This is a genomic window from Streptomyces sp. E-08, assembly GCF_049913095.1.
Taxonomy (GTDB): domain Bacteria; phylum Actinomycetota; class Actinomycetes; order Streptomycetales; family Streptomycetaceae; genus Streptomyces.
The window spans coordinates 6,417,208-6,436,805 of sequence record NZ_CP183971.1; the positions used below are offsets into that span (position 1 = coordinate 6,417,208).

A 19,598-nucleotide genomic window follows, 5' to 3' on the forward strand; every position below is an offset into this window, starting at 1 on the left:
GGCCTGGTGTGCCGTACATGTTGTGCCGTGCCTGCTGCGCCGTACCCGTTGTGCCGTGGCCTGCCGTGCCGGGCCGTGCCGGGCCCTGCCGGGCCGCTCGGTCTGCTCGGTCTACTCGGGCACCTTCAGGCCGAGGTTCTCGATCCGCGGGGTGACCTTGGCCCGCCAGATGTCGCGCGCCTCGCCGTTCGTGGTCTGCCGCAGCCCGAAACGGACCGCGAGCTTCGACCTCTCCGAACGCGCGCTCCCGAAGATCCGGTTGAATCCGGGCCACAACCGGTCCAGACCCCGCTGGAGTTCCTCGCGGCCCTCCTCGGTGCGGGCGAGATTCCGGCAGACCCGCGCGCCGTGCGCGATGTGCACCTTCTCGTCGAGAATGATCGTGCGCACCGCCTCGGCCCACGGCTTGTAACTGCTCTGCGCGAATTCCGAGATCATCACCATCGCGGTCTCCTCGCCGATGTACGAGAAGATGCCGCGCTCGGCCCAGGTGGTGCAGGTGTGGAACTCGTGACCGGCGAAGAGATCACGGTCGGCGAGCCGCTGCTGTTCCATGTAGCCGGTGTCGACGCCGATGTCGGCCAGGATTCTTTTGCCGATCTTGTAGTGGTCGTACTCCTCGACGGCGCGTTCGGCGCACACCTGGCGTTCCTCGGCGTTCGGCGCGAGCGGCAGGAACACCTGGATGTAGTCGTCGGCGCCGGACAGTTCGCCCTCGGTGTTGACGATCATTCCCCGGACGGCGATCTCCCGGTAGTCCTCGGGCATGGCGAGGAATTCCTCGGGAGTGCGGACGACGACGACCTCGTCGACGGGAACGGAAGATGCCATGGTGATCCACTCGCCTCGCTCGTTCGACTTCGACCCGAAAGACCGCCGGCCATGCGGCGGAGACCGCGTCCATCGCGGTGTTGGCGTGGTCGAACGCTATCCACGGCGCAGCGCGTCCATCAATGAGCCCAAGGACCGGAATGGCCGATTTCCCCGAGTCGTCCGCGACCTACGGAGAACCGCGCCGAGAAGCGATCGCGGCGCGTCGGACACGACGAGGGAAGATCACTCCGTTCTCCCTCCCCGGGGTCGACCAGCGGGAATGGAAGGGGGAACACATTCCTCCGAATTCCCTTCCGGCGGCCGGATTCCCACGGCCCGCAGAGTGGCCGGATCGGAACTGGTCGAATCCCCGGCGAGGTCCGGAACGCCCCTCTCCGGGGGGTCCGAAGAGCGTCAACTCGGCCACGCCCGGCGGGAATCGAACGACCTGGACACCGCCTCCAATCTCTATATGCTGGCGCCATGCTTTCTGCCGCCTCCGCGCCCACGAACGCCACCCCCTCCACCCCCTCCGTGCCCGCGCCGGCCACCGCCTCCCGACTGGCCGACGTCGGTTCCTCACCGGTACGGGAGATCCTGGCGCTCACGGCACGGCCCGAGGTGATCTCGTTCGCCGGAGGCCTGCCCGCCCCCGAGCTGTTCGACATCGACGGGATCCGGGCGGCGTACGACCGCGTCCTGGCGGAGAACCCCCAGCACGCCCTCCAGTACTCGACCACCGAGGGCGACCCCGAGCTGCGGACCGCCGTCGCCGCCCGGCTCACCGCGCGCGAACTGCCCACGGACGCCGACGACCTGCTCGTCACCACGGGCTCGCAGCAGGCGCTCACGCTCCTCACCACCGCCCTCGTCGACCCCGGCAGCGTGGTCCTCGTCGAGGACCCCTGCTACCTCGCCGCCCTGCAGACCTTCGGCTTCGCGGGCGCCCGGGTCGTCCCCGTGCCCACCGACGACCAGGGCATCCTCCCGGAGGCCCTGGAGGAGATCGCGGTCCGCGAGAAGGCCACGCTGCTCTACATCGTCCCCACCTTCCAGAACCCCACGGGCCGCACCCTCCCCGCCGAGCGCCGCCACGCCGTCGCCGAGGCCGCCGCGCGGCACGGGTTCTGGATCATCGAGGACGACCCGTACGGCGAACTGCGCTACGACGGCGAGCGCGTCCCCTCCATCGCCGCCGACCCCGTGGCGGCCGACCGCACCGTCCTGCTCGGCTCCTTCTCCAAGGTGATGGCCCCCGGCCTCCGGCTCGGCTACCTGCGCGCGCCCGCCGGACTGCGCCGCGCCTGCGTCATCGCCAAGCAGGCCGCGGACCTGCACACCTCGACCATCGACCAGGCCGCCGCCGCGCGCTACCTGCGCGACAGCGACCTCGACGCGCACGTCGCGGTGATGCGCGCCGCCTACCAGGAGCGCCGGGACGCGATGCTCGAAGGCCTGCCGGCCGCGCTGCCCGAGGGCTCCCGGTGGAACAGGCCGGAGGGCGGCATGTTCATCTGGGCGACCCTTCCCGCCGGCCACGACGCGACGGCCCTCCTGAAGACCGCCGTCGGGCACGAGGTGGCGTACGTGCCGGGGGCTCCGTTCTTCTGCGGCGAACCGGACCCCGGCGCGATGCGGCTGTCGTTCACGACGCACTCGGCCGACGAGATCAGGGAGGGGCTCCGCCGCCTGGCGAAGAGCTTCGTCCGATGAGGGACGCGGGGAGCGCGATACGGCAGGCGGACGCCGGTCGTCCGGACGCGGTCGTCGCTTCGGCGGCCGTTCCGGACGCGGTCGTCGCTTCGGCGGCCGTTCCGGACGCGGCTTCCGCTCGGGCGGCCGTTCCGGACGCGGCTTCCGCTCGGGCGGCCGTTCCGGACGCGGCTTCCGCTCGGGCGGCCGTTCCGGACGCGGCTTCCGCTCGGGCGGCCGTTCCGGACGCGGCTTCCGCTGGGGCGGTCGCCACCCTGTCGGCCGACGAGCTCAACGCTCTCGTCCAGCGGCAGTTCCCGGACTACGCGGCCTGCCGGGTCACCGACGCGAGCGGGACGCACCTCGTCATGGAGGCGGACGGGGCCCGGCTCCGCACCCGGCCCGGCGGCACGATCTCCGGCCCCGAACAGGCCGGGCTCGTCGACCTCGCCGCGTTCCTCCTGATCAACGCCAGGCTCGGGCGCCCCACTCCGATGGCGCTGACCACCTCGCTCCAGATCAGCTACCTCAACCGCCCCCGGCCCGGACTGCTCCGCACCCACGCGCGCATGGCCAAGTTCGGCCGGCGCCTCTGCGTCGTCCTCGCCGAACTCAGCGACGAGGCGGGCGATCTGGCGGCCTCCGCCACCGTGACGTACTCCGTCCCACCCGCGGGCGCGGGCCCGGGGACCGGCTGACCACGGGCCGCGCGCCGACCCCCTCCAGGTCATCACCTCGTGTCGTTGTTGGGCCGAACGGGTGAGGAGCGGGAGGATGGGTCCATGAGTAGGTACGAGAGGTACGACGTCACCGACGAGCAGTGGGAGGGTCTCGCGCAGGTCCTGCCCCTGCGCGGCCGTGACGAATGGCCGTCCAGGGTCGATCACCGCACGATCCCCGAGCAGTACGAAACCGCCGAGCAGCGCCGCATGATCGTGCTCCGCGTGCAGGTCTTCGCCGACGCCCGCGAGGTCGCCGAGTACCTGATCGCGCAGATCCCGGTGCTCCTCGATCTGACGAGCGCCGACACCGAGGTCGCCAAGCGCATCCTCGACTTCAGCAGCGGCGTCGTCTTCGGCCTCGGCAGCGGGATGCACCGCGTCGACCGGAACGTCTTTCTGCTGGCCCCGGCCGGCACGGAGGTCGAGGGCGCGGAGGGCGCGGACGAGGAAGGCATGGTGGGCGGCCGGAGCGCCGGCGTCCCCCGATCGTAGGAAGGTCATCTCGCCGTAACGGTTCGCCAGGGAATGATCTGCGTACGGTCCGGGCATGGACCTCACCGGCGGCTCCACGCTCGCCCGCACGTCAGACACCCCCTCTTCCGACGTCGTTCCTTCCTCAGTTCGCTCTTCGTCAGCTCACTCCTCCGCTGACGGCTCTTCCGCCGACGGGTCTTCCGCCGTCGCGCCCGCTTCCGCTGCCCGCGCTTCCGGGCCTTCCGGGCCTTCCGGGCTTCGGGGATCCGGGTCCCGTGCCTCCGTCCCCGAGGCGCGGGGCCCGGTCGCCGCGGAGGGCCGGGTCGCGGCCGCGGACCGGGTCGCGCCGCGTGCCGCCCGGCCCGCCGTCACCGAGCTGCGGCTCTCCGCGTTCGCCGGTCACCGTTCCGCCGTGCACGCGCTCGGACCGGTCACCCTCTTCGCCGGGCCCAGCGGCAGCGGCAAATCCACCACCCTGCGGGCGTACGAGGCCCTGGCCCGGCTCGGTGCGGGCGACACGCTCGACGAGGTGTTCCCCGACGCCGCCGACTGCGTCCCCGAACGCGCCCGGCCCGACGCCCAGGGCAGGCGCGGCTTCCGGATCGGGTGCACGGTCGACGGACCCGAGGGCCCCGTCCACCTCGACGTCGCCGTCCAGGCCGAGCCCCGGCTCCGGATCGTCGGCGAGCGGCTCACCGGCCGGGACGGCCGCACCCTGCTCGCCACGGCCCTCCGCGACCCCGGCCGGCCCGCCGTCCAGGCCGAGTGGCACACGGCGGGCGCCACCCCCGTCACGCGGGCCCCGCTCCCCGACGACCTGCTCGGTACGGCCCTGCTGCCGCTGCGGGTCGCGGGCAAGACCCGGGGACAGCTGGAGGTCCTGGCCGCGGCCGAGCAGGTGGTCGTCGGGCTGCGCTCCGCCTTCGCCTGCGACCCCCGGCCCGAGCGGATGCGGGCCCCCGTGCCGCCGGGCGAGGGCCGGCTGCGGCGCGGCTGCGGGAACCTCGCCGAGGTCCTGCACCGCACCCACACGGACTGCCCGCGCCGGCACCACCGCCTCGCGGCCGTCGCCGGAGCGGGCTGCTCGGGACCCGTCACCGGTCTCGGCGTGCAGGAACTCCCGGAGGGCACCGTCCGCGCGGTCCTGGAGCGCGGCGGCCGCCCCGCCACCCCGCTCGGCCGCCTCGGCGACGGCGAACTCCGCTATCTGGCGCTTGCGCTCACCCTGCTCACGGGCCCCGGCGTCCTGGAGATGGACCGGATCGCCGAGGTGCCGGACGCCATGCAGAGCCTGACGCTGCTCGCCGACGGCCTGGACCGGGGGCTCGACGGGCGTCAGCTGGGCGAACTGCTGCGACTCGCGACGGACATCGCCGCCGACGGACACGTCCGGGTGGCGGGCACGGTCGGCGAGCGGTCGGCGGGGGAGGCGCGCAGGACGCCCGGGGTGACGGTGGTAGACCTGGGCGGGTGACGGAGAACAACGATGTGGCGGGGTTGCAGCGCAGGCTGGCCGAGTTCGCGGCGGCCCGCGACTGGCAGCCCTTCCACACGCCCAAGAACCTGGCGGCGGCCCTCAGCGTGGAGGCGGCGGAACTCCTGGAGATCTTCCAGTGGTTGACGCCGGAGCAGGCGGGGCGGGTGATGGAGGACCCGGAGTCGGCGCACCGGGTCGCCGACGAGGTGGCGGACGTGCTCGCCTACCTCCTCCAGTTCTGCCAGGTGCTCGGGGTCGATCCGCTCGCGGCCCTCGCCGCCAAGATCGACCGGAACGAGCTCCGCTTCCCGGCCCGGAGGCGGGGCGGAGGGGGTGCGGTCGGGGTCACGGACGGGGCGACGGACGGAGTCACCGACGGAGTCACCGACGGAGCCACGGACGGGGGCGCGGACGGGGGCGCGGACGGGGCCACAGGCGGGGGCGCGGAGGGAGATCGTCACTCTTCGGAGTGATCGACTTTTCCCCCTCCCGCTTCCTGTCCACAGATTTCCGAATTCCTCTGGTGTCGAGGCTCAGGCGGCTTCACTCTGGGTAATGGAATGAGTGGGCAGTAAGTCGTACGAACGGGGGCGGCGTTGATGGAAGCGGAGCGACTCATCACGCTCGGCCGGCAGGCGCTGGCGGGGAGCGGGACGGCACAGGACATCGTGGCGGAGGCCTGGCAGGCCCAGGCGCTCGCCCAGGCGATAGGGAGTCACCTCGCGCTCTGCGGACCCATGGAGCTGCGCGGCGAGGCGCGGGGGCTGAGTGAGATCGGGGAGTACCCGACCTGGGGATCCGGCGGGCCGCGTGCGGCCCAGCTGACAGAAGTGGCGGACCCGTGGGGGTCGTTGACCGCACTCGGGGAGCTTCTGGGGGAGGTGGGGATCGCGCTCGTGGGGGTGGCGTGCGCCACCGACGAGGAGGCGCTCTACTGGCAGTGCATCGAGGCCATCGACTCCGCCGACGAGTCGAGCGACCGGGTGCGCGGGATGCTGCGGCGGCTCGCCGTGCGCGATGGGGAGCGCGCCCGCCCGCCCGACCCCGCCCGAGGCCGAGCGGGCCCGGGACGGAGCCCGTCGTGGTAGGGGCAGCGGTGTCCGGGGCGAGGGGGTCCGGGGTCCCGGAGTGCGGATCAGTATCGGCCGGGGCCGGGGCCGGTGTCGTGGTGCGGGGAGTGCTCGTGCTGTGGGCCCTGCTCCTGTCCCGGCGCCGGGTCCCGCCGGGGCTCGGGGTCCTGCCGGGGCTCCGGGGCCGAGTGCCGCCAGGGGTCCGTGCCCGGGTCGCGCCGGGGCGCCGGGGCGTGGCGGTCCGAGGTGGACTGGCGGTCCGAGGTGGACTGGAGGTCGGCGTCCAGCTGGGAGAGGTCGGCGGAGAGCGCCGCCATCAGCTCCTCCATCTGCTGGAGCAGGCCCTTGGGGGCGCCGGGGCCCTTCTGCTCGGGCACGGACTGCGACACCGGCTGTTCGGGCACGGCCCGCTCCGGCGCGGCTTCCTGGGACATGGCGGCCTCCTCGGCCCGGGCCCCGCCGCCGAAGACGGGGCCGTGAGGGAGACGCACCGGCAGCGGCCGCCGGCACGCGGGCCGGGCGGTCCGGCTCCGCCCGAGCCAACGACGGGTCCCGGGCCCCGGTCACTGGCCAGGGCGGACGCGGCCCGCCAGGGGGCCGGATATTCACCCGACCGAGCCGGTGCGGGCGGGGAGCTGACGACGAGGTTGACAGGCACCCGACGGTGCAGGATGGAGGTATGGATCTTCGCATCTTCACGGAACCCCAGCAGGGGGCCGACTACGACACCCTCCTCACCGTCGCCCGGGCCACCGAGGAGCTCGGATTCGACGCCTTCTTCCGCTCCGACCACTACCTGAGCATGGGGTCGGCCGACGGCCTGCCCGGACCGACGGACGCCTGGATCACCCTGGCCGGCCTGGCGCGGGAGACCAAGCGGATCCGGCTCGGCACGCTGATGACCGCGGGGACCTTCCGGCTCCCCGGTGTCCTCGCCATCCAGGTCGCCCAGGTGGACCGGATGTCCGGCGGGCGGGTCGAACTGGGGCTGGGTGCCGGCTGGTTCGAGGAGGAGCACAAGGCCTACGGCATCCCCTTCCCGAAGGAGAGGTTCGGCCGTCTGGAAGAGCAGCTGGCGATCGTCACCGGTCTGTGGGAGACGGAGGTCGGGAAGACCTTCAGCTTCGACGGGGAGTACTACCGGCTCGCCGACTCGCCCGCGCTGCCCAAGCCGGCCCAGTCCAGGGTCCCGGTGTTGATCGGCGGGCACGGCGCGAGCCGGACGCCTCGCCTCGCCGCGCGGTACGCGGACGAGTTCAACATCCCGTTCGCCTCCGTCGAGGACAGTGAGCGGCAGTTCGGCCGGGTCCGGGCCGCCGCCGAGGCGGCCGGGCGGCCCGCCGGTGACCTGGTGTACTCCAACGCGCTGGTGGTCTGCGTCGGCAAGGACGACGCCGAGGTCGCCCGGCGGGCCGCCGCCATCGGCCGGGACGTGGACGAGCTCAAGGCGAACGGGCTCGCGGGCTCGCCCGCCGAGGTCGTCGACAAGATCGGGCGGTACGCGGCGATCGGGTCCTCCCGGGTCTACCTCCAGGTCCTGGACCTGGAGGACCTCGACCACCTGGAGCTGATCTCCGCTCGGGTCCAGTCGCAGCTGGCATGAGCGGGGTGACGCGATGAGACCGGAACGAACGCTCGCCGAGGCCCTCGGGGCGGGGGTGCTCGTCCTCGACGGAGGGCTGTCCAACCAGCTGGAGGCACAGGGCTGCGACCTCTCGGACGCGCTCTGGTCCGCGCGGCTCCTCGCCGACGGGCCCGAGCAGATCGAGGCGGCCCACACGGCGTACGTGCGGGCCGGGGCGCGGGTGCTGATCACCTCCAGCTACCAGGCCACGTTCGAGGGCTTCGCCCGGCGGGGTGCGGGCCGGGAGGAGGCCGCGCGGCTGCTCGCCCGGAGCGTGGAGCTGGCGAGGACGGCGGGGGAGGCCGTGGGAGAGGAGGTGTGGGTCGCCGCGTCCGTCGGGCCGTACGGGGCGATGCTCGCGGACGGCAGCGAGTACCGGGGACGGTACGGGCTGACCGTGGGGGCCCTGGAGCGGTTCCACCGGCCCAGGATCGAGGTGCTCGCGGAGGCGGAGCCGGACGTCCTGGCCCTGGAGACGGTGCCGGACGCCGAGGAGGCCGAGGCGCTGCTGCGGGCGGTAGAGGGGTGCGGGGTGCCGGTGTGGCTCTCGTACACCGTCGAGGGCGGGCGGACCCGGGCCGGGCAGGACCTGGCGGAGGCCTTCGCGGTCGCCGCCGGGAACGAGCAGGTCGTGGCCGTCGGGGTGAACTGCTGCGACCCCGCCGAAGCGGGGGACGCCGTGGAGCTCGCCGTGGCCGTGACCGGGAAGCCGGCCGTGGTCTACCCCAACAGCGGGGAGCGGTGGGACGCCCGTGCGCGGGGCTGGAGCGGGGACATGGCCTTCGACCCGGCGCGGGCCCTCGGCTGGGCCGGAGCGGGGGCCCGGCTGGTCGGCGGCTGCTGCCGTGTCGGTCCGGAGACCATCGGCGCGCTCGCCGGCACCCTGGCGGCGGAGCGGGGGGACGGCACCGGTTGAGGCCGCGCCCCCGGTCCTGCCGCGCGGAAATTGCCTGGTGGGGAGGGGAGGAGCGAACCATACTCGAAGGTGTGTTCCTGACGATCAGTACGACCGGCAACCCGGAGCGACCCGCGACCGATCTCGGCTTCCTGCTGCACAAGCATCCCGAGCGGGCGCAGACGTTCTCGACCTCGCACGGCACGGCGCACGTCCTCTATCCCGAGGCGAGCGCCGAGCGGTGCACCGCGGCACTCCTCCTGGAGGTGGACCCCGTGGCGCTGGTGCGCCGCGGCAAGGGCAAGGGCCGGGGCGGCGCCCCGGACTCGGCGCTCGCGCAGTACGTCAACGACCGTCCCTACGCGGCGTCCTCGCTGCTCGCGGTCGCGCTCGCCAAGGTCTTCAAGACCGCGCTGCACGGCGAGTGCAAGGCGATGCCCGAGCGGGCCGCCGCGCCGCTGCCGCTGCGCGTCGAGGTCCCCGCGCTCCCCGCCCGGGGCGGCGCGGATCTGGTGCGGGCGCTGTTCGGACCGCTGGGCTGGGACACGGTGGACGCCGAACCGGTGGCGCTCGACCGGGAGTTCCCCGCGTGGGGCGACTCGCGGTACGTGCGACTGGTCCTGGAGGGCGAGCTGCGGCTCGCGGACGCCCTCAACCACCTGTACGTCCTGCTGCCCGTCCTCGACGACGCCAAGCACTACTGGGTCGCGCCCGACGAGGTCGACAAGCTGCTGCGCGCCGGTGACGGCTGGCTGGCCGGTCACCCCGAGCGGAAGCTGATCACCGCCCGCTACCTCTCGCGTCGCTGGGGCCTGGCCCGTGAGGCGACGGAGCGGCTCGAACTGGTCCGGCTCGCCGAGGCCGAGGGCCTGGACGTGGAGGACGTCGACAACGCGGTCGACGAGACGACCGACACGGAGGAGCGTCCGGTGCCGCTCGCCGAGCAGCGGCGCGAGGCGATCCTCGGCGTCCTCACAGCGGTCGGCGCGACCCGTGTGCTCGACCTGGGCTGCGGACAGGGCCAGTTGGTGCAGGCCCTGCTCAAGGACCCGCGCTTCACCGAGATCGTCGGCGTCGACGTGTCCGCGCGGGCCCTGGGCATCGCCGCGCGCCGGCTGCGGCTCGACCGGATGGGGGAGCGGCAGGCCGCGCGGGTGAAGCTGACGCAGGGCTCCCTGGCGTACACCGACAAGCGGCTGGCCGGGTACGACGCGGCCGTGCTCAGCGAGGTGATCGAGCACCTGGACCTGCCGAGGCTGCCGGCGCTGGAGTTCGCGGTGTTCGGCTCGGCCCGGCCCCGTACGGTCCTCGTGACCACGCCGAACGTCGAGTACAACGTGCGCTGGGAGTCGCTCCCGGCTGGGCACGTCCGGCACGGCGACCACCGCTTCGAATGGACCCGCGAGGAGTTCCGGGCCTGGGCGGCGGGGGTCGCCGGGCAGTACGGGTACGAGGTCGGGTTCGCCCCCGTGGGACCGGACGACCCGGAGGTCGGACCGCCCACCCAGATGGCCGTCTTCACCCGTACCGAAAACAGTGCGGAGGGTCGTACCGAAGGCCGTACCGACAACCGTACCGACGAGACCTCGAAGGAGGTCGCAGCATGACCCGCACCCTGCCCGTCACCGATCTGTCCCTCGTGGTGCTCGTCGGCGCCACCGGTTCCGGCAAGTCGACCTTCGCCCGGCGCCACTTCAAGCCGACCGAGATCGTGTCCTCCGACTTCTGCCGGGGGCTCGTCGCCGACGACGAGAACGACCAGTCCGCGAGCCGGGACGCCTTCGACGTCCTCCACTACATCGCGGGCAAGCGCCTCGCGGCCGGTCGGCTGACCGTCGTCGACGCGACGAACGTGCAGCAGGAGGCCCGGCGCCAGCTCGTCCAGCTGGCCAGGACCCACGACGTGCTGCCGATCGCGATCGTCCTCGACCTGCCCGAGGAGGTCTGCCGCACCCGCAACGCGGCACGGCCCGACCGGGCGGACATGCCCGCGCACGTCATCCAGCGCCACCGGCGCGAGCTGCGCCGTTCGCTGCGCGGTCTGGAGCGCGAGGGCTTCCGCAAGGTGCACGTGCTGCGCTCGGTGGAGGAGGTCGAGGACGCCGAGGTCGTCCTGGAGCGGCGTTTCAACGACCTGCGGCACCTCACAGGACCGTTCGACATCATCGGCGACATCCACGGCTGCCGTTCCGAGCTGGAGACCCTGCTCGCGAAGCTCGGCTACGTCGACGGGCGCCACCCCGAGGGGAGGACGGCCGTCTTCGTCGGCGACCTCGTCGACCGGGGACCGGACTCGCCGGGCGTCCTGCGCCGCGTCATGGCGATGGTCGCCGCGGGCGACGCCCTGTGCGTCCCCGGCAACCACGAGAACAAGCTCGGCCGTTGGCTCAAGGGACGGAAGGTGCAGGAGACGCACGGCCTCGCCGAGACCATCGAGCAGCTGGGGCGCGAGAGCGAGGAGTTCCGGGCGGAGGTCGGACGGTTCATCGAAGGGCTCGTCAGCCACTACGTGCTCGACGGCGGGAACCTCGTCGTCTGCCACGCCGGTCTGCCGGAGAAGTACCACGGCCGGACCTCCGGGCGGGTGCGTTCGCACGCGCTGTACGGGGACACCACGGGGGAGACCGACGAGTTCGGGCTTCCGGTGCGCTACCCGTGGGCCGAGGAGTACCGGGGCCGTGCCACCGTCGTGTACGGCCACACCCCCGTGCCGAACACCTCCTGGATCAACAACACCCTCTGCCTCGACACCGGGGCCGTCTTCGGCGGGAAGATGACCGCGCTGCGCTGGCCGGAACGTGAGCTCGTCGACGTACCGGCGGAGCGGGTCTGGTACGAGCCGGCGAGGCCGCTCGCCACCGATGCGCCCGGCGGGCACCAGGGACGCCCCCTGGACCTGGCCGACGTGCACGGACGGCGGACGGTGGAGACCCGCCACCTCGGGAACGTCGCCGTGCGCGAGGAGAACGCCGCGGCGGCCCTGGAGGTCATGAGCCGGTTCGCCGTCGACCCGCGGCTGCTCGCCTACCTGCCGCCCACCATGGCGCCCACGGCCACCTCGAAGGAGGAGGGCTACCTGGAGCACCCGGCCGAGGCCTTCGCCCAGTACCGGGCGGACGGCGTCGAGCGGGTCGTGTGCGAGGAGAAGCACATGGGCTCCCGCGCCGTGGCCCTCGTCTGCCGCGACGAGGACGTGGCCCGCGAGCGCTTCGGCGTCACCGGGGTGACGGGCGCGCTGCACACCCGTACCGGACGTCCCTTCTTCGACGATCACCAGGTCACCGAGGAGGTCCTCGGCCGGCTGCGGACCGCGATCGGCGCCGCGGGGCTCTGGGACGAACTCGACACGGACTGGCTGCTGCTCGACGGCGAGCTGATGCCGTGGTCGCTCAAGTCGGCCGGTCTGCTCCGCGCGCAGTACGCGGCGGTCGGCGCGGCCTCCGGTGCCGTCCTGCCCGGGGCGATCGACGCCCTGGAGCGGGCGGTCGGCCGCGGGGTCGAGGGGATCGACGGACTGCTCGCCCGGCAGCGGGAGCGGGCCGTGGACGCCGAGGCGTTCACCGAGGCGTACCGCAGGTACTGCTGGCCGACCGAGGGCCTGGAGGGCGTGCGGTTCGCGCCCTTCCAGCTGCTCGCGGCGCGCGGCCGCTCGCTCGCGGACGTGCCGCACGACGCGCAGCTGGCCTGGCTCGACCGGCTCGTCGAGCACGACCCGGCCGGGCTGCTCCAGGTCACCCGCAGGCTCGTCGTCGACACCGGCGACGAGGCCTCGGTCCGCGCGGGCATCGACTGGTGGCTGGAGCTGACCGGGGCGGGCGGCGAGGGCATGGTCGTCAAGCCGCTGGCGGCGCTCGTCCGCGACGCCGGGGGTCGGCTCGGGCAGCCGGGCGTGAAGGTGCGCGGCCGGGAGTACCTGAGGATCATCTACGGCCCCGAGTACACCCGCCCGGAGAACCTGGAGCGGCTGCGGCAGCGGTTCCTCGGCCACAAGCGGTCGCTCGCGCTGCGCGAGTACGCGCTGGGTCTGGAGGCGCTCGACCGGCTCGCGGGGGGTGAACCGCTCTGGCGGGTCCACGAGGCCGTCTTCGCGGTGCTGGCCCTGGAGTCGGAACCGGTCGACCCGCGACTCTGAGGCCGGAGGGCGCCGGGATTCCGGCGACCGGGCAGAAGCATGGATTCCGGTGGGTGTTCGCGAAGGCTTCACGAAGCCTTCGCGAACACCGCCGGGTCGCTCCCACGGGGGGCGCAGGGGTGCCGGAGGCGGTGCTTTCCTGCGCCCCCCGTGCTCGTTGACGCGTTTCTTCCGCACCCTCTAGCGTTCTTCACCCCATGACGTGACACAGCGTCAATAGTGTGGCGCAGCACGCCACATGAGGTGGGAACACACACGCGAATTCGCCGGTAGGCCACCGGCGGACGGTCTTCCCCGGAGGGCCCGCGGAACGGTACGGGGGTGAGCGGCGATGAGTCTCTTCGGCCAGGACCGCTCCTTCCTCCACGCCCTGCCCGCGGCCGACCGGCGGTCGCTGCTCGCCGAAGGCGCTCGGCGCGTCTACGAACCCGGGGAGGTGATGATCCGCGAACGCGACACCAGCGCCTACGTCCTCGCGCTCCTCTCCGGCTGGTCCGTCGTCTCCGTCGGCACCGAGCGCGGATCCCGGCTCATCCTCGCCCTGCGCGGCGCGGGCGAGGTCGTCGGCGACCTCGCCGCCGTCGACCGGGGCCCGCGCAGCGCCAGCGTCACCGCCCTCGGCACCGTCGAGGCCGTCGCCGTCTCCGGCGACCGGTTCCGGCGCTTCCTCGCCGCCCGGCCGCACGCCACCGCGCTGATCATGCGCCAGCTCGCCACCCGGCTGCGCAGCGCCGACGTCGAACGCCGCGCGCTCGCCTCCGAGACCGTCCTCCAGCGCCTCGCCGCCCGGCTCGTCGAGCTGGCCGAGCGCGCCGGACGGCGGGGGGCCGACGGCGGGACCGTACTGGACCTCCCGCTGCCCCAGCACGACCTGGCGGCGGCCATCGGAGCCACGCGGGAGGCCGTGGCCAAGGCGCTGCGCCTGCTTCGGGAGCAGGACGTCGTCCGCACCGCGAACCGCACCGTCGTCGTCCTCGACATGCCGGTCCTGGTGCTGCTCGCACGGGGGCGCGCGCGCCCCGGCGGAAACCCGGCGGACGAATCTCCGCCGGGTGTGTAAACGGCTACATCGCCGGCCGCGCGACGCGGCCAGTCTGGAACGCGCACCACCACGGCACCACACACAGGGAGTCCGAGAGTGAGCAGTGCGGGAGTGAACGGGGTAGCGGGCGGGATCCACCGGTTCGTCGTCTTCGGCGACATCTGCGGCTCCGGAACCCTGGACATGGCCGAGAAGGAACTGCACCGGTCCGGGATGTACGCCGCGTTCGACGAGGCGTACGGCTCCGTCGGCGTCGAGCCCGGCACCTTCCACCAGGAGGACCGGGGGGACGGCATCCTCGCCGCCCTGCGCCCCGACGTGCCGCCGACCCTCATGGTCGGACGGTGGATCGACACCCTCTACGAGAGCCTGCGCGCCCACAACACGGGCCGGAGCCGCCGCCTGCGGCTGCGGATCGGCATGAACGCGGGGCTCGTCGCCCAGGACGCGCACGGGCTCGTCGGACGTGCGGTGGACCTCGCCGCCCGGCTCTGCGACAGCGCGCCCGCCAGACGGATCATGGCGGAGAGCCCCGAGGTCGACCTGCTGGTCGTGGTCTCCGACTGGCTGTACGGGAACGTGGTCGCCGAGGGCGGGCGGTACGTCGAGCCGGCCCACTACCGCCCGGCCCGCATCCGGTCGAAGGAGACCGATGAGACCGCGTGGTTCCACGTGCCGCGCAGCACCGCCCCGCCGCTGACCGGGGCGGAGGGGGAGCAGCCGGCGCCCGAGGGGGAGCGGGCGCCGACGGGGGGTTCACGGACCGGCGTTGGGCCGTCGCGGGGGGACGGCCCAACGCCCCGGACCGGGGGCGGGAACCGTACGTACCACGTCGGGGGAGACCTGCTCGACGTCCACGGCAACACGATCCACGGGGACTTCACCGGCATACGCAAGGGCCCCGGCACGGGGGCGGGTGAACCGCGGTGAGCGACCAGGACGAGCCGGCGGCGGGGAACGACACACCGGACTCCGGCCACGACCGCGACGACCGGGCCGACCGGGGCGACGGCGGCCGGGGCGGCGAGCGGGGGAGGCGCACGACCGCAGTGGTGACCGGGGCGATCGCGGGGACCGGGGCGACCGGGGCGATCGCGGTGACCGGGGCGACCGGGGCGACCGGGGAAACCGCTCCGACCGTGACGGCGACCGGGCCGACGGTGCCAGCGACCAGCCCCGCGAGCCGAGTGTCTTCGCCTCCGCCGACCGGGGACCCCTCGGCGGCGAGAGCGACACCGGCGGCGCCGCCACCGCACTCCGGGCCGTCCGCACCTGGGCGGGCGGCGCGGCCGACCGCCTGACCACGATCCACGGCGACGGCACCGTCTTCGAGGGCAACCAGATCTTCGCCCTCTACGGCTCCGACCGCTCCCTCTTCGTCCAGGGGCCCGTCCCGCCCGAGACGCTCGACCACCTCGGCCGGGTGTACTGCGCGACCGCCGGGTACGCCCGGATGCGGGAGCGGCTCCGCGACCACCGGGTCCTCGTCCTGTGCGGCGAACCCGGCAGCGGACGCAAGGCCACCGCGCTCGCCCTCCTCGACGAGCTCACCGGCGGCAAGGTCTTCCGCCTCGACCCCCGCCACGGCGTCGACGAGATCACCGAGGACGTCCTCCAGGAGAGCGGCGGCCACCTCCTGGAGCTGCTCACCGAGGACGTCCGCACCGAGAGCGAGCCGCGCCCCTCCCGCCCCGGCCGGGGCGAGCACCCCTCCGGCGCCCGCCGTCCCGCCACCCGCCTCTCCGAGCTGCACCTCGACCGCTTCGGCGAACTCCTGCGCGGCCGGGAGGCGTACGGGGTCGTCCTCGTCGAGAACGGGGAGCTCGCCGACCGGCTGCTGCGCGGCCGGTACGGGATGTACTGCCCGCCCCCGCCCGCCGACGAGGTCCTCCACCGCCACCTCTGGCACCGGCTGCGCGCCGAGCCCGACGAGGCCCTCGGCGCCGCACGCGCGCGTGCCCGGCGCCCGGACGTCGTCCGCGCCCTCGGCCTGGAGGAACTGCGGCCCCGCGAGGCCGCCCGGCTCGCCGACCACCTGGCCCGGCACTGGCGCGGCGAGATGACCGACGAGGAACTCCTCGCCGAATGCGCCAGCTTCGTCCGCTCCCAGGCCCGCGAGTGGTTCGCCGGAGCCGACCGCCCCGGCGCGCTCCCGGAGGCGCTGCCCGTCCTGAACGCCGGCGCGTTCCGCATCGCCGTCGCCGTCTTCGACGGCTCCGCGTACAGCCTCGCCGCCGAGGCCGCCGAGCTCCTCGCCTGGGAACTCGCCGTCACGCTCGACCCCGACCACGCCCCCGGGCGACGCCTGTTCGGCACCCACGCCGAGCACCGGCCCGTGCAGGCCCGGGCCGTCCTGGAGGACGGCGAGCTGGACCTCGGGCCCGCCAAGGTGCCGGTGCGGGCCGTCCGTTTCCAGGGCGAGGCGCTGGCCGGCGCCGTCCTCGGCGAGATCTGGCACGGCTACCACAACGTCCGCGGCCCGGTGGCCCGGTGGCTGCGCGCCCTGTGCGACGACGCGCGCCCCGAGGTGTGGGTGCGCGCCTCCGTCGCCGCCGGGGTGCTCTGCTCCTGGGACTGGATCCACGGCTTCCGCGAGCTGGTCGTGCCGCTGGCCGTGACGGACGAGCCCCGGGCCCGGATGGCCGCCGCCACCGCGCTCGCCGAGGCCGCCCGCGACCCGCGCGTCCGGCCCGCGGTCGCCGCCGTGCTCAAGGACTGGGCCGGATCCGGCGAGGACACGCTCGTCCGGACGGCGCTGCTCGCCCACGGCTACGTCCTGGCCGCCGGAAGCGTCCCCGGCTCGCTCGACGCCCTGGCCCGGGTGGTCAGGACCCGCGAGGCGACCGACGTCGACGTCCTCGTGCCCGCCTCCTTCAGCGTGGCCCGGCTGCTCGCCTCCGGCGAACCGGAGCCCGTCCTGCGCCGGCTCCACCAGTGGCTCGACGACGGCAGGCTCAACCTCGCCAACCTGGTCCACCTCGCCGTCATCCGCGCCCTGAGCACCCGGACCACCCACCTGTGGGGACTGCGCGAGGTGCCCGAACTCGACGAGCACGCGGCCCGACCCCTGCTCGTCGCCCTGCTCGCCACCCGGCCCGCCCTCGCCCCCGAACTCGCGCGGCTGCTGCGGCACACGCTCGCCACGGCCCGCTCCGGAGAGGCGGCCCTGGAAGCCCTCGGCGGCATGCTCCGGCGCGCCGCGAAGGACCCCGAGGCACTCGGACACGTCCGCGCCTTCCTGCCGCGCCTCGCGGTGGACCGCCGCGACCGCGACCGGCTCAGGGGACTGCTGAACGAACTGGTCCGGGACCGTGACCGGCCCCTGGACAGGAGCGCGGCGCGCCGCATGTGGGACGCCGTGACGGAAGGAGCGAACCGATGACCGGGCCCGAGCAGGACAGGAACGCGCGGCCGGACGAGCGGGACCGGGACGACCGCCGGCGGTACGAGGGCCCGGGCGACCGGGAGCGGCAGCGGTACCAGGGCCCGGACGGGCGCGAGCGTCAGCGGTACGAGGACCGGTACGAACGCCGGCCGTACGAGCGGCAGAACGGCGGACAGCACCCCGGTGCCCGCGACGCGGACGAGGACCTCGACCCCGACCTCGACCGCGCGGCGGACGAGGAGCTGGAGCAGGCGCGCGGCCGGGGGCGGCCGCACGCGGCGGCCACCGGCGGCTCCGCGGCCTCCGGACGCCCGCGCGGCCCCCTCATCGCCGAGTACGCGCCTCCGTACCGCCGCCGGAGCGGCAAGGTCGCCGCCGTGCTCCTCTACCGCAACGGCGGCCACCGGGTGGTCTGGCCGGACCGCACCGAGGACGTCAACAAGCCCATGTTCGGCACGCCGTACACCGTCTTCGAGGTGCAGCTGGGCCGCAACGTCACCGAGTTCCGGCTCCAGCTGCCCGCCGCCGGGGACGGCGTCTTCTTCGACGCCGTCGCCAAGGTGCAGTGGGTGGTGACCGACCCGCACCTCGTCGTCCAGGAACAGGTCGAGGACGTCGCGGAGCTGCTCCACGACGAACTCCTCGACGGCCTGCGCAGGCTCTCCCGGCGCTACCGGATCACCGACGCGCACCGCGCCGACGAGGCCGTGCGCGAGGAACTCGCCGCCGGACGCCTCAGCTTCGGCCGGGACATCGGCCTCCGGACCCGGGTCCTCGTCTTCATCGACCTCGACGACTCCGTCAAGGCCGAGGTCTCCCGGCGGGACATCGTCAGCGTCACGATGGAGGCCGACGACCGCGTCGCCCAGGCGCGCAGGGCCAGGGAGGCGGCGGACCGCGCCCTGGTCGCCGAGCGGGCCCGCGAACTGGAGACCCTCTTCCGGCGCGGCGACCTCGCCCAGATCGCCCACCACATGGCGATGCACCCCGACAAGCAGTGGGAGATCCGCACCCAGCTCCAGCAGGAACGGCGCGAGGGCCAGGACGACTACCTGCGCGTCTTCAGCCGGCTCCTCGACACCGGCGTCCTGGAGCGGCACGACATCGGCGAGCAGATGTACCAGGTGCTCATGTACCTGCGGTCCCAGACCGGCAGCGTCCTCGGCGGCATCACCGACCGGGTCCTCAACCCCTCGGGCGAGACCCCGCGGCGGCGCCGTGCCCTGGAGGAGGGGTCCCCGGAGCCGAGCGACCCGGACTGGGACGAGGACCACGAGGACCATGAGGACAGCCGGGGCGGCCGGGACGCCAGGGACGCCCGCGATGCCCGGGACGCCCGCGATGCCAGGGACACCCGCGACGCGAGGGACGCCCGAGACACCCGCGACTCCCGCGGCGAGCCCTGGGACGAGGAGCACGGCGAGGCACCCCACGACTCCCGGGTCTACGAACCGACCCGCGTCGAGTCCGGCTCCGAGAGGGAGCGGGAGCGCGACAGGGAACGCGAGCGCGAACGGGGGCGGTCACGGGGCCGTCGTGACGACGGGTTCGACGACGGCCGCGACCGGTACGAGCCGGACGCGTACGAGCGGAACGACCGGTACGACCGCGACGACCCCTACGACCGCACGGGCCGCGAGCGGCCCCGCCGGCCCTCCGGGCCCTCCCGACCCGCCCGGCCCAGCTCCGACTTCGACGACTGGGACGACGAATGAGCACCCCGGATCCGTCCCCCGTTCCCCTGCGCGCACCCCTGCCCGACCGGACGCCGGCGCCGGCACCCGCGCCCGCCCCCGTACCGTCCGAGGAGCTGAGGTTCATGGCCGAGCGGCTCCTGGCCACCGTCCGTGAGGACATCGGCCGGGCCGACACCAAGGCCGCGATCCTGCTCTCCGGCGCCCTCGCCTTCCTCGCGGTCGTGTTCTCCGGGGACCGCGTCCCGGTGCCCACGGCTGGCAGCGGGCTCGCGTTCCTCCTCGCGGCGGGCGTGCTGTGGACGGCCGGGGTCCTGATGCTCGTCTCGGTGGTCCTGCCGCGCACCCGGATCGGCGCGGACCGCACCCTCCTGCGCGAGCTGACGGCCGGCCCGTCCGCGTCCGCGCTGCGGGAACGGCTGGGCGCGTCCGGCACGGACGCCACCGACTGGCTCCTCGAACAGGCCGGCGTGCACGGGCTCGTGCTCGCGGCGAAGTACCGGTGGCTGCGCCTGGGCGTGTTCGCGCTCGTGCTCGGCGCCCTCCTGGCCCTCTTCAGCGAACTGTGGTGAGAGAGA

At 74.1% G+C, this 19,598-nt stretch carries 16 protein-coding genes and 1 pseudogene; 15 read left to right on the forward strand and 2 right to left on the reverse strand.

Annotated features, from left to right (window positions below):
- Nucleotides 1-111: 111 nt before the first annotated feature.
- Nucleotides 112-831, reverse strand: coding sequence for a Phenylacetic acid catabolic protein (locus ACN9MM_RS29570; protein WP_426366765.1), 720 nt, complete (start codon nucleotides 829-831; stop codon nucleotides 112-114).
- 465 nt (nucleotides 832-1,296) lie between these two features.
- Between ACN9MM_RS29570 and ACN9MM_RS29575 the strand changes: the two genes are divergently transcribed.
- The 6 genes and pseudogenes from ACN9MM_RS29575 to ACN9MM_RS29600 all read left to right on the forward strand — a co-directional run bounded on the left by ACN9MM_RS29575 (nucleotide 1,297) and on the right by ACN9MM_RS29600 (nucleotide 6,266).
- A complete protein-coding gene (locus ACN9MM_RS29575) occupies nucleotides 1,297-2,526 on the forward strand; it encodes a PLP-dependent aminotransferase family protein (RefSeq protein ID WP_426366766.1) in 1,230 nt (409 codons plus the stop codon).
- Nucleotides 2,523-3,203, forward strand: a complete 681-nt coding sequence (locus tag ACN9MM_RS29580; RefSeq protein ID WP_426366767.1) for a hotdog domain-containing protein — start codon at nucleotides 2,523-2,525, stop codon at nucleotides 3,201-3,203. Before ACN9MM_RS29575 ends, ACN9MM_RS29580 begins: the two co-directional genes overlap by 4 nt.
- A gap of 84 nt (nucleotides 3,204-3,287) precedes the next feature.
- On the forward strand, nucleotides 3,288-3,719 hold the full coding sequence (locus ACN9MM_RS29585; RefSeq protein WP_426366768.1) for a cell division protein SepF: 432 nt from the start codon (nucleotides 3,288-3,290) through the stop codon (nucleotides 3,717-3,719).
- A 55-nt stretch (nucleotides 3,720-3,774) separates the two neighbouring features.
- Entirely contained in the window at nucleotides 3,775-5,175 is a 1,401-nt protein-coding gene (locus ACN9MM_RS29590) for an ATP-binding protein (protein ID WP_426366769.1), read from the forward strand.
- Nucleotides 5,172-5,492, forward strand: a pseudogene (locus ACN9MM_RS29595) (nucleotide pyrophosphohydrolase); the annotation flags it as partial. The gene ACN9MM_RS29590 and the pseudogene ACN9MM_RS29595, both read left to right, overlap by 4 nt.
- Nucleotides 5,493-5,777: 285 nt before the next feature.
- A complete protein-coding gene (locus tag ACN9MM_RS29600; protein ID WP_426366770.1) occupies nucleotides 5,778-6,266 on the forward strand; it encodes a DUF6099 family protein in 489 nt (162 codons plus the stop codon).
- A gap of 47 nt (nucleotides 6,267-6,313) precedes the next feature.
- On the opposite strand, the gene ACN9MM_RS29605 is transcribed toward ACN9MM_RS29600, so the two are convergent.
- Nucleotides 6,314-6,682 (reverse strand): hypothetical protein, encoded by a 369-nt coding sequence (locus ACN9MM_RS29605; RefSeq protein ID WP_426366771.1) that lies wholly within the window; start codon nucleotides 6,680-6,682, stop codon nucleotides 6,314-6,316.
- A gap of 245 nt (nucleotides 6,683-6,927) precedes the next feature.
- Here ACN9MM_RS29605 and ACN9MM_RS29610 point away from each other — a divergent pair, with 245 nt between their 5' ends.
- The 9 genes from ACN9MM_RS29610 to ACN9MM_RS29650 all read left to right on the forward strand — a co-directional run bounded on the left by ACN9MM_RS29610 (nucleotide 6,928) and on the right by ACN9MM_RS29650 (nucleotide 19,592).
- The gene (locus tag ACN9MM_RS29610) at nucleotides 6,928-7,851 is read left to right on the forward strand and encodes an LLM class F420-dependent oxidoreductase (protein ID WP_426366772.1); all 924 of its coding nucleotides are present in this window, start codon (nucleotides 6,928-6,930) and stop codon (nucleotides 7,849-7,851) included.
- A 13-nt stretch (nucleotides 7,852-7,864) separates the two neighbouring features.
- Nucleotides 7,865-8,788 (forward strand): homocysteine S-methyltransferase, encoded by a 924-nt coding sequence (mmuM, locus tag ACN9MM_RS29615; protein WP_426366773.1) that lies wholly within the window; start codon nucleotides 7,865-7,867, stop codon nucleotides 8,786-8,788.
- A 71-nt stretch (nucleotides 8,789-8,859) separates the two neighbouring features.
- The gene (locus ACN9MM_RS29620) at nucleotides 8,860-10,374 is read left to right on the forward strand and encodes a 3' terminal RNA ribose 2'-O-methyltransferase Hen1 (RefSeq protein WP_426366774.1); all 1,515 of its coding nucleotides are present in this window, start codon (nucleotides 8,860-8,862) and stop codon (nucleotides 10,372-10,374) included.
- Complete coding sequence (locus ACN9MM_RS29625; RefSeq protein WP_426366775.1) at nucleotides 10,371-12,899, forward strand: polynucleotide kinase-phosphatase; 2,529 nt, start codon at nucleotides 10,371-10,373, stop codon at nucleotides 12,897-12,899. Before ACN9MM_RS29620 ends, ACN9MM_RS29625 begins: the two co-directional genes overlap by 4 nt.
- Before the next feature lie 331 nt (nucleotides 12,900-13,230).
- On the forward strand, nucleotides 13,231-13,959 hold the full coding sequence (locus tag ACN9MM_RS29630) for a Crp/Fnr family transcriptional regulator (protein ID WP_426366776.1): 729 nt from the start codon (nucleotides 13,231-13,233) through the stop codon (nucleotides 13,957-13,959).
- A gap of 78 nt (nucleotides 13,960-14,037) precedes the next feature.
- Nucleotides 14,038-14,871: a hypothetical protein gene (locus ACN9MM_RS29635; RefSeq protein ID WP_426366777.1), complete on the forward strand. Its 834-nt coding sequence runs from the start codon at nucleotides 14,038-14,040 to the stop codon at nucleotides 14,869-14,871.
- A complete protein-coding gene (locus tag ACN9MM_RS29640; protein ID WP_426366778.1) occupies nucleotides 14,858-17,323 on the forward strand; it encodes a hypothetical protein in 2,466 nt (821 codons plus the stop codon). Before ACN9MM_RS29635 ends, ACN9MM_RS29640 begins: the two co-directional genes overlap by 14 nt.
- Nucleotides 17,320-19,041, forward strand: coding sequence for a hypothetical protein (locus ACN9MM_RS29645; RefSeq protein ID WP_426366779.1), 1,722 nt, complete (start codon nucleotides 17,320-17,322; stop codon nucleotides 19,039-19,041). Before ACN9MM_RS29640 ends, ACN9MM_RS29645 begins: the two co-directional genes overlap by 4 nt.
- On the forward strand, nucleotides 19,038-19,592 hold the full coding sequence (locus ACN9MM_RS29650) for a Pycsar system effector family protein (protein ID WP_426366780.1): 555 nt from the start codon (nucleotides 19,038-19,040) through the stop codon (nucleotides 19,590-19,592). The genes ACN9MM_RS29645 and ACN9MM_RS29650 overlap by 4 nt, the downstream gene beginning before the upstream one ends.
- Nucleotides 19,593-19,598: the final 6 nt, after the last annotated feature.

Excerpts from the sequence above, each read along its gene's own strand:
- ACN9MM_RS29570 (WP_426366765.1), bottom strand. The coding sequence starts at position 831 with ATGGCATCTTCCGTTCCCGTCGACGAGGTCGTCGTCGTCCGCACTCCC.
- ACN9MM_RS29575 (WP_426366766.1), top strand. The coding sequence starts at position 1,297 with ATGCTTTCTGCCGCCTCCGCGCCCACGAACGCCACCCCCTCCACCCCC.
- ACN9MM_RS29580 (WP_426366767.1), top strand. The coding sequence starts at position 2,523 with ATGAGGGACGCGGGGAGCGCGATACGGCAGGCGGACGCCGGTCGTCCG.
- ACN9MM_RS29585 (WP_426366768.1), top strand. The coding sequence starts at position 3,288 with ATGAGTAGGTACGAGAGGTACGACGTCACCGACGAGCAGTGGGAGGGT.
- ACN9MM_RS29590 (WP_426366769.1), top strand. The coding sequence starts at position 3,775 with ATGGACCTCACCGGCGGCTCCACGCTCGCCCGCACGTCAGACACCCCC.
- ACN9MM_RS29600 (WP_426366770.1), top strand. The coding sequence starts at position 5,778 with ATGGAAGCGGAGCGACTCATCACGCTCGGCCGGCAGGCGCTGGCGGGG.
- ACN9MM_RS29605 (WP_426366771.1), bottom strand. The coding sequence starts at position 6,682 with ATGTCCCAGGAAGCCGCGCCGGAGCGGGCCGTGCCCGAACAGCCGGTG.
- ACN9MM_RS29610 (WP_426366772.1), top strand. The coding sequence starts at position 6,928 with ATGGATCTTCGCATCTTCACGGAACCCCAGCAGGGGGCCGACTACGAC.
- mmuM (WP_426366773.1), top strand. The coding sequence starts at position 7,865 with ATGAGACCGGAACGAACGCTCGCCGAGGCCCTCGGGGCGGGGGTGCTC.
- ACN9MM_RS29625 (WP_426366775.1), top strand. The coding sequence starts at position 10,371 with ATGACCCGCACCCTGCCCGTCACCGATCTGTCCCTCGTGGTGCTCGTC.
- ACN9MM_RS29630 (WP_426366776.1), top strand. The coding sequence starts at position 13,231 with ATGAGTCTCTTCGGCCAGGACCGCTCCTTCCTCCACGCCCTGCCCGCG.
- ACN9MM_RS29645 (WP_426366779.1), top strand. The coding sequence starts at position 17,320 with ATGACCGGGCCCGAGCAGGACAGGAACGCGCGGCCGGACGAGCGGGAC.
- ACN9MM_RS29650 (WP_426366780.1), top strand. The coding sequence starts at position 19,038 with ATGAGCACCCCGGATCCGTCCCCCGTTCCCCTGCGCGCACCCCTGCCC.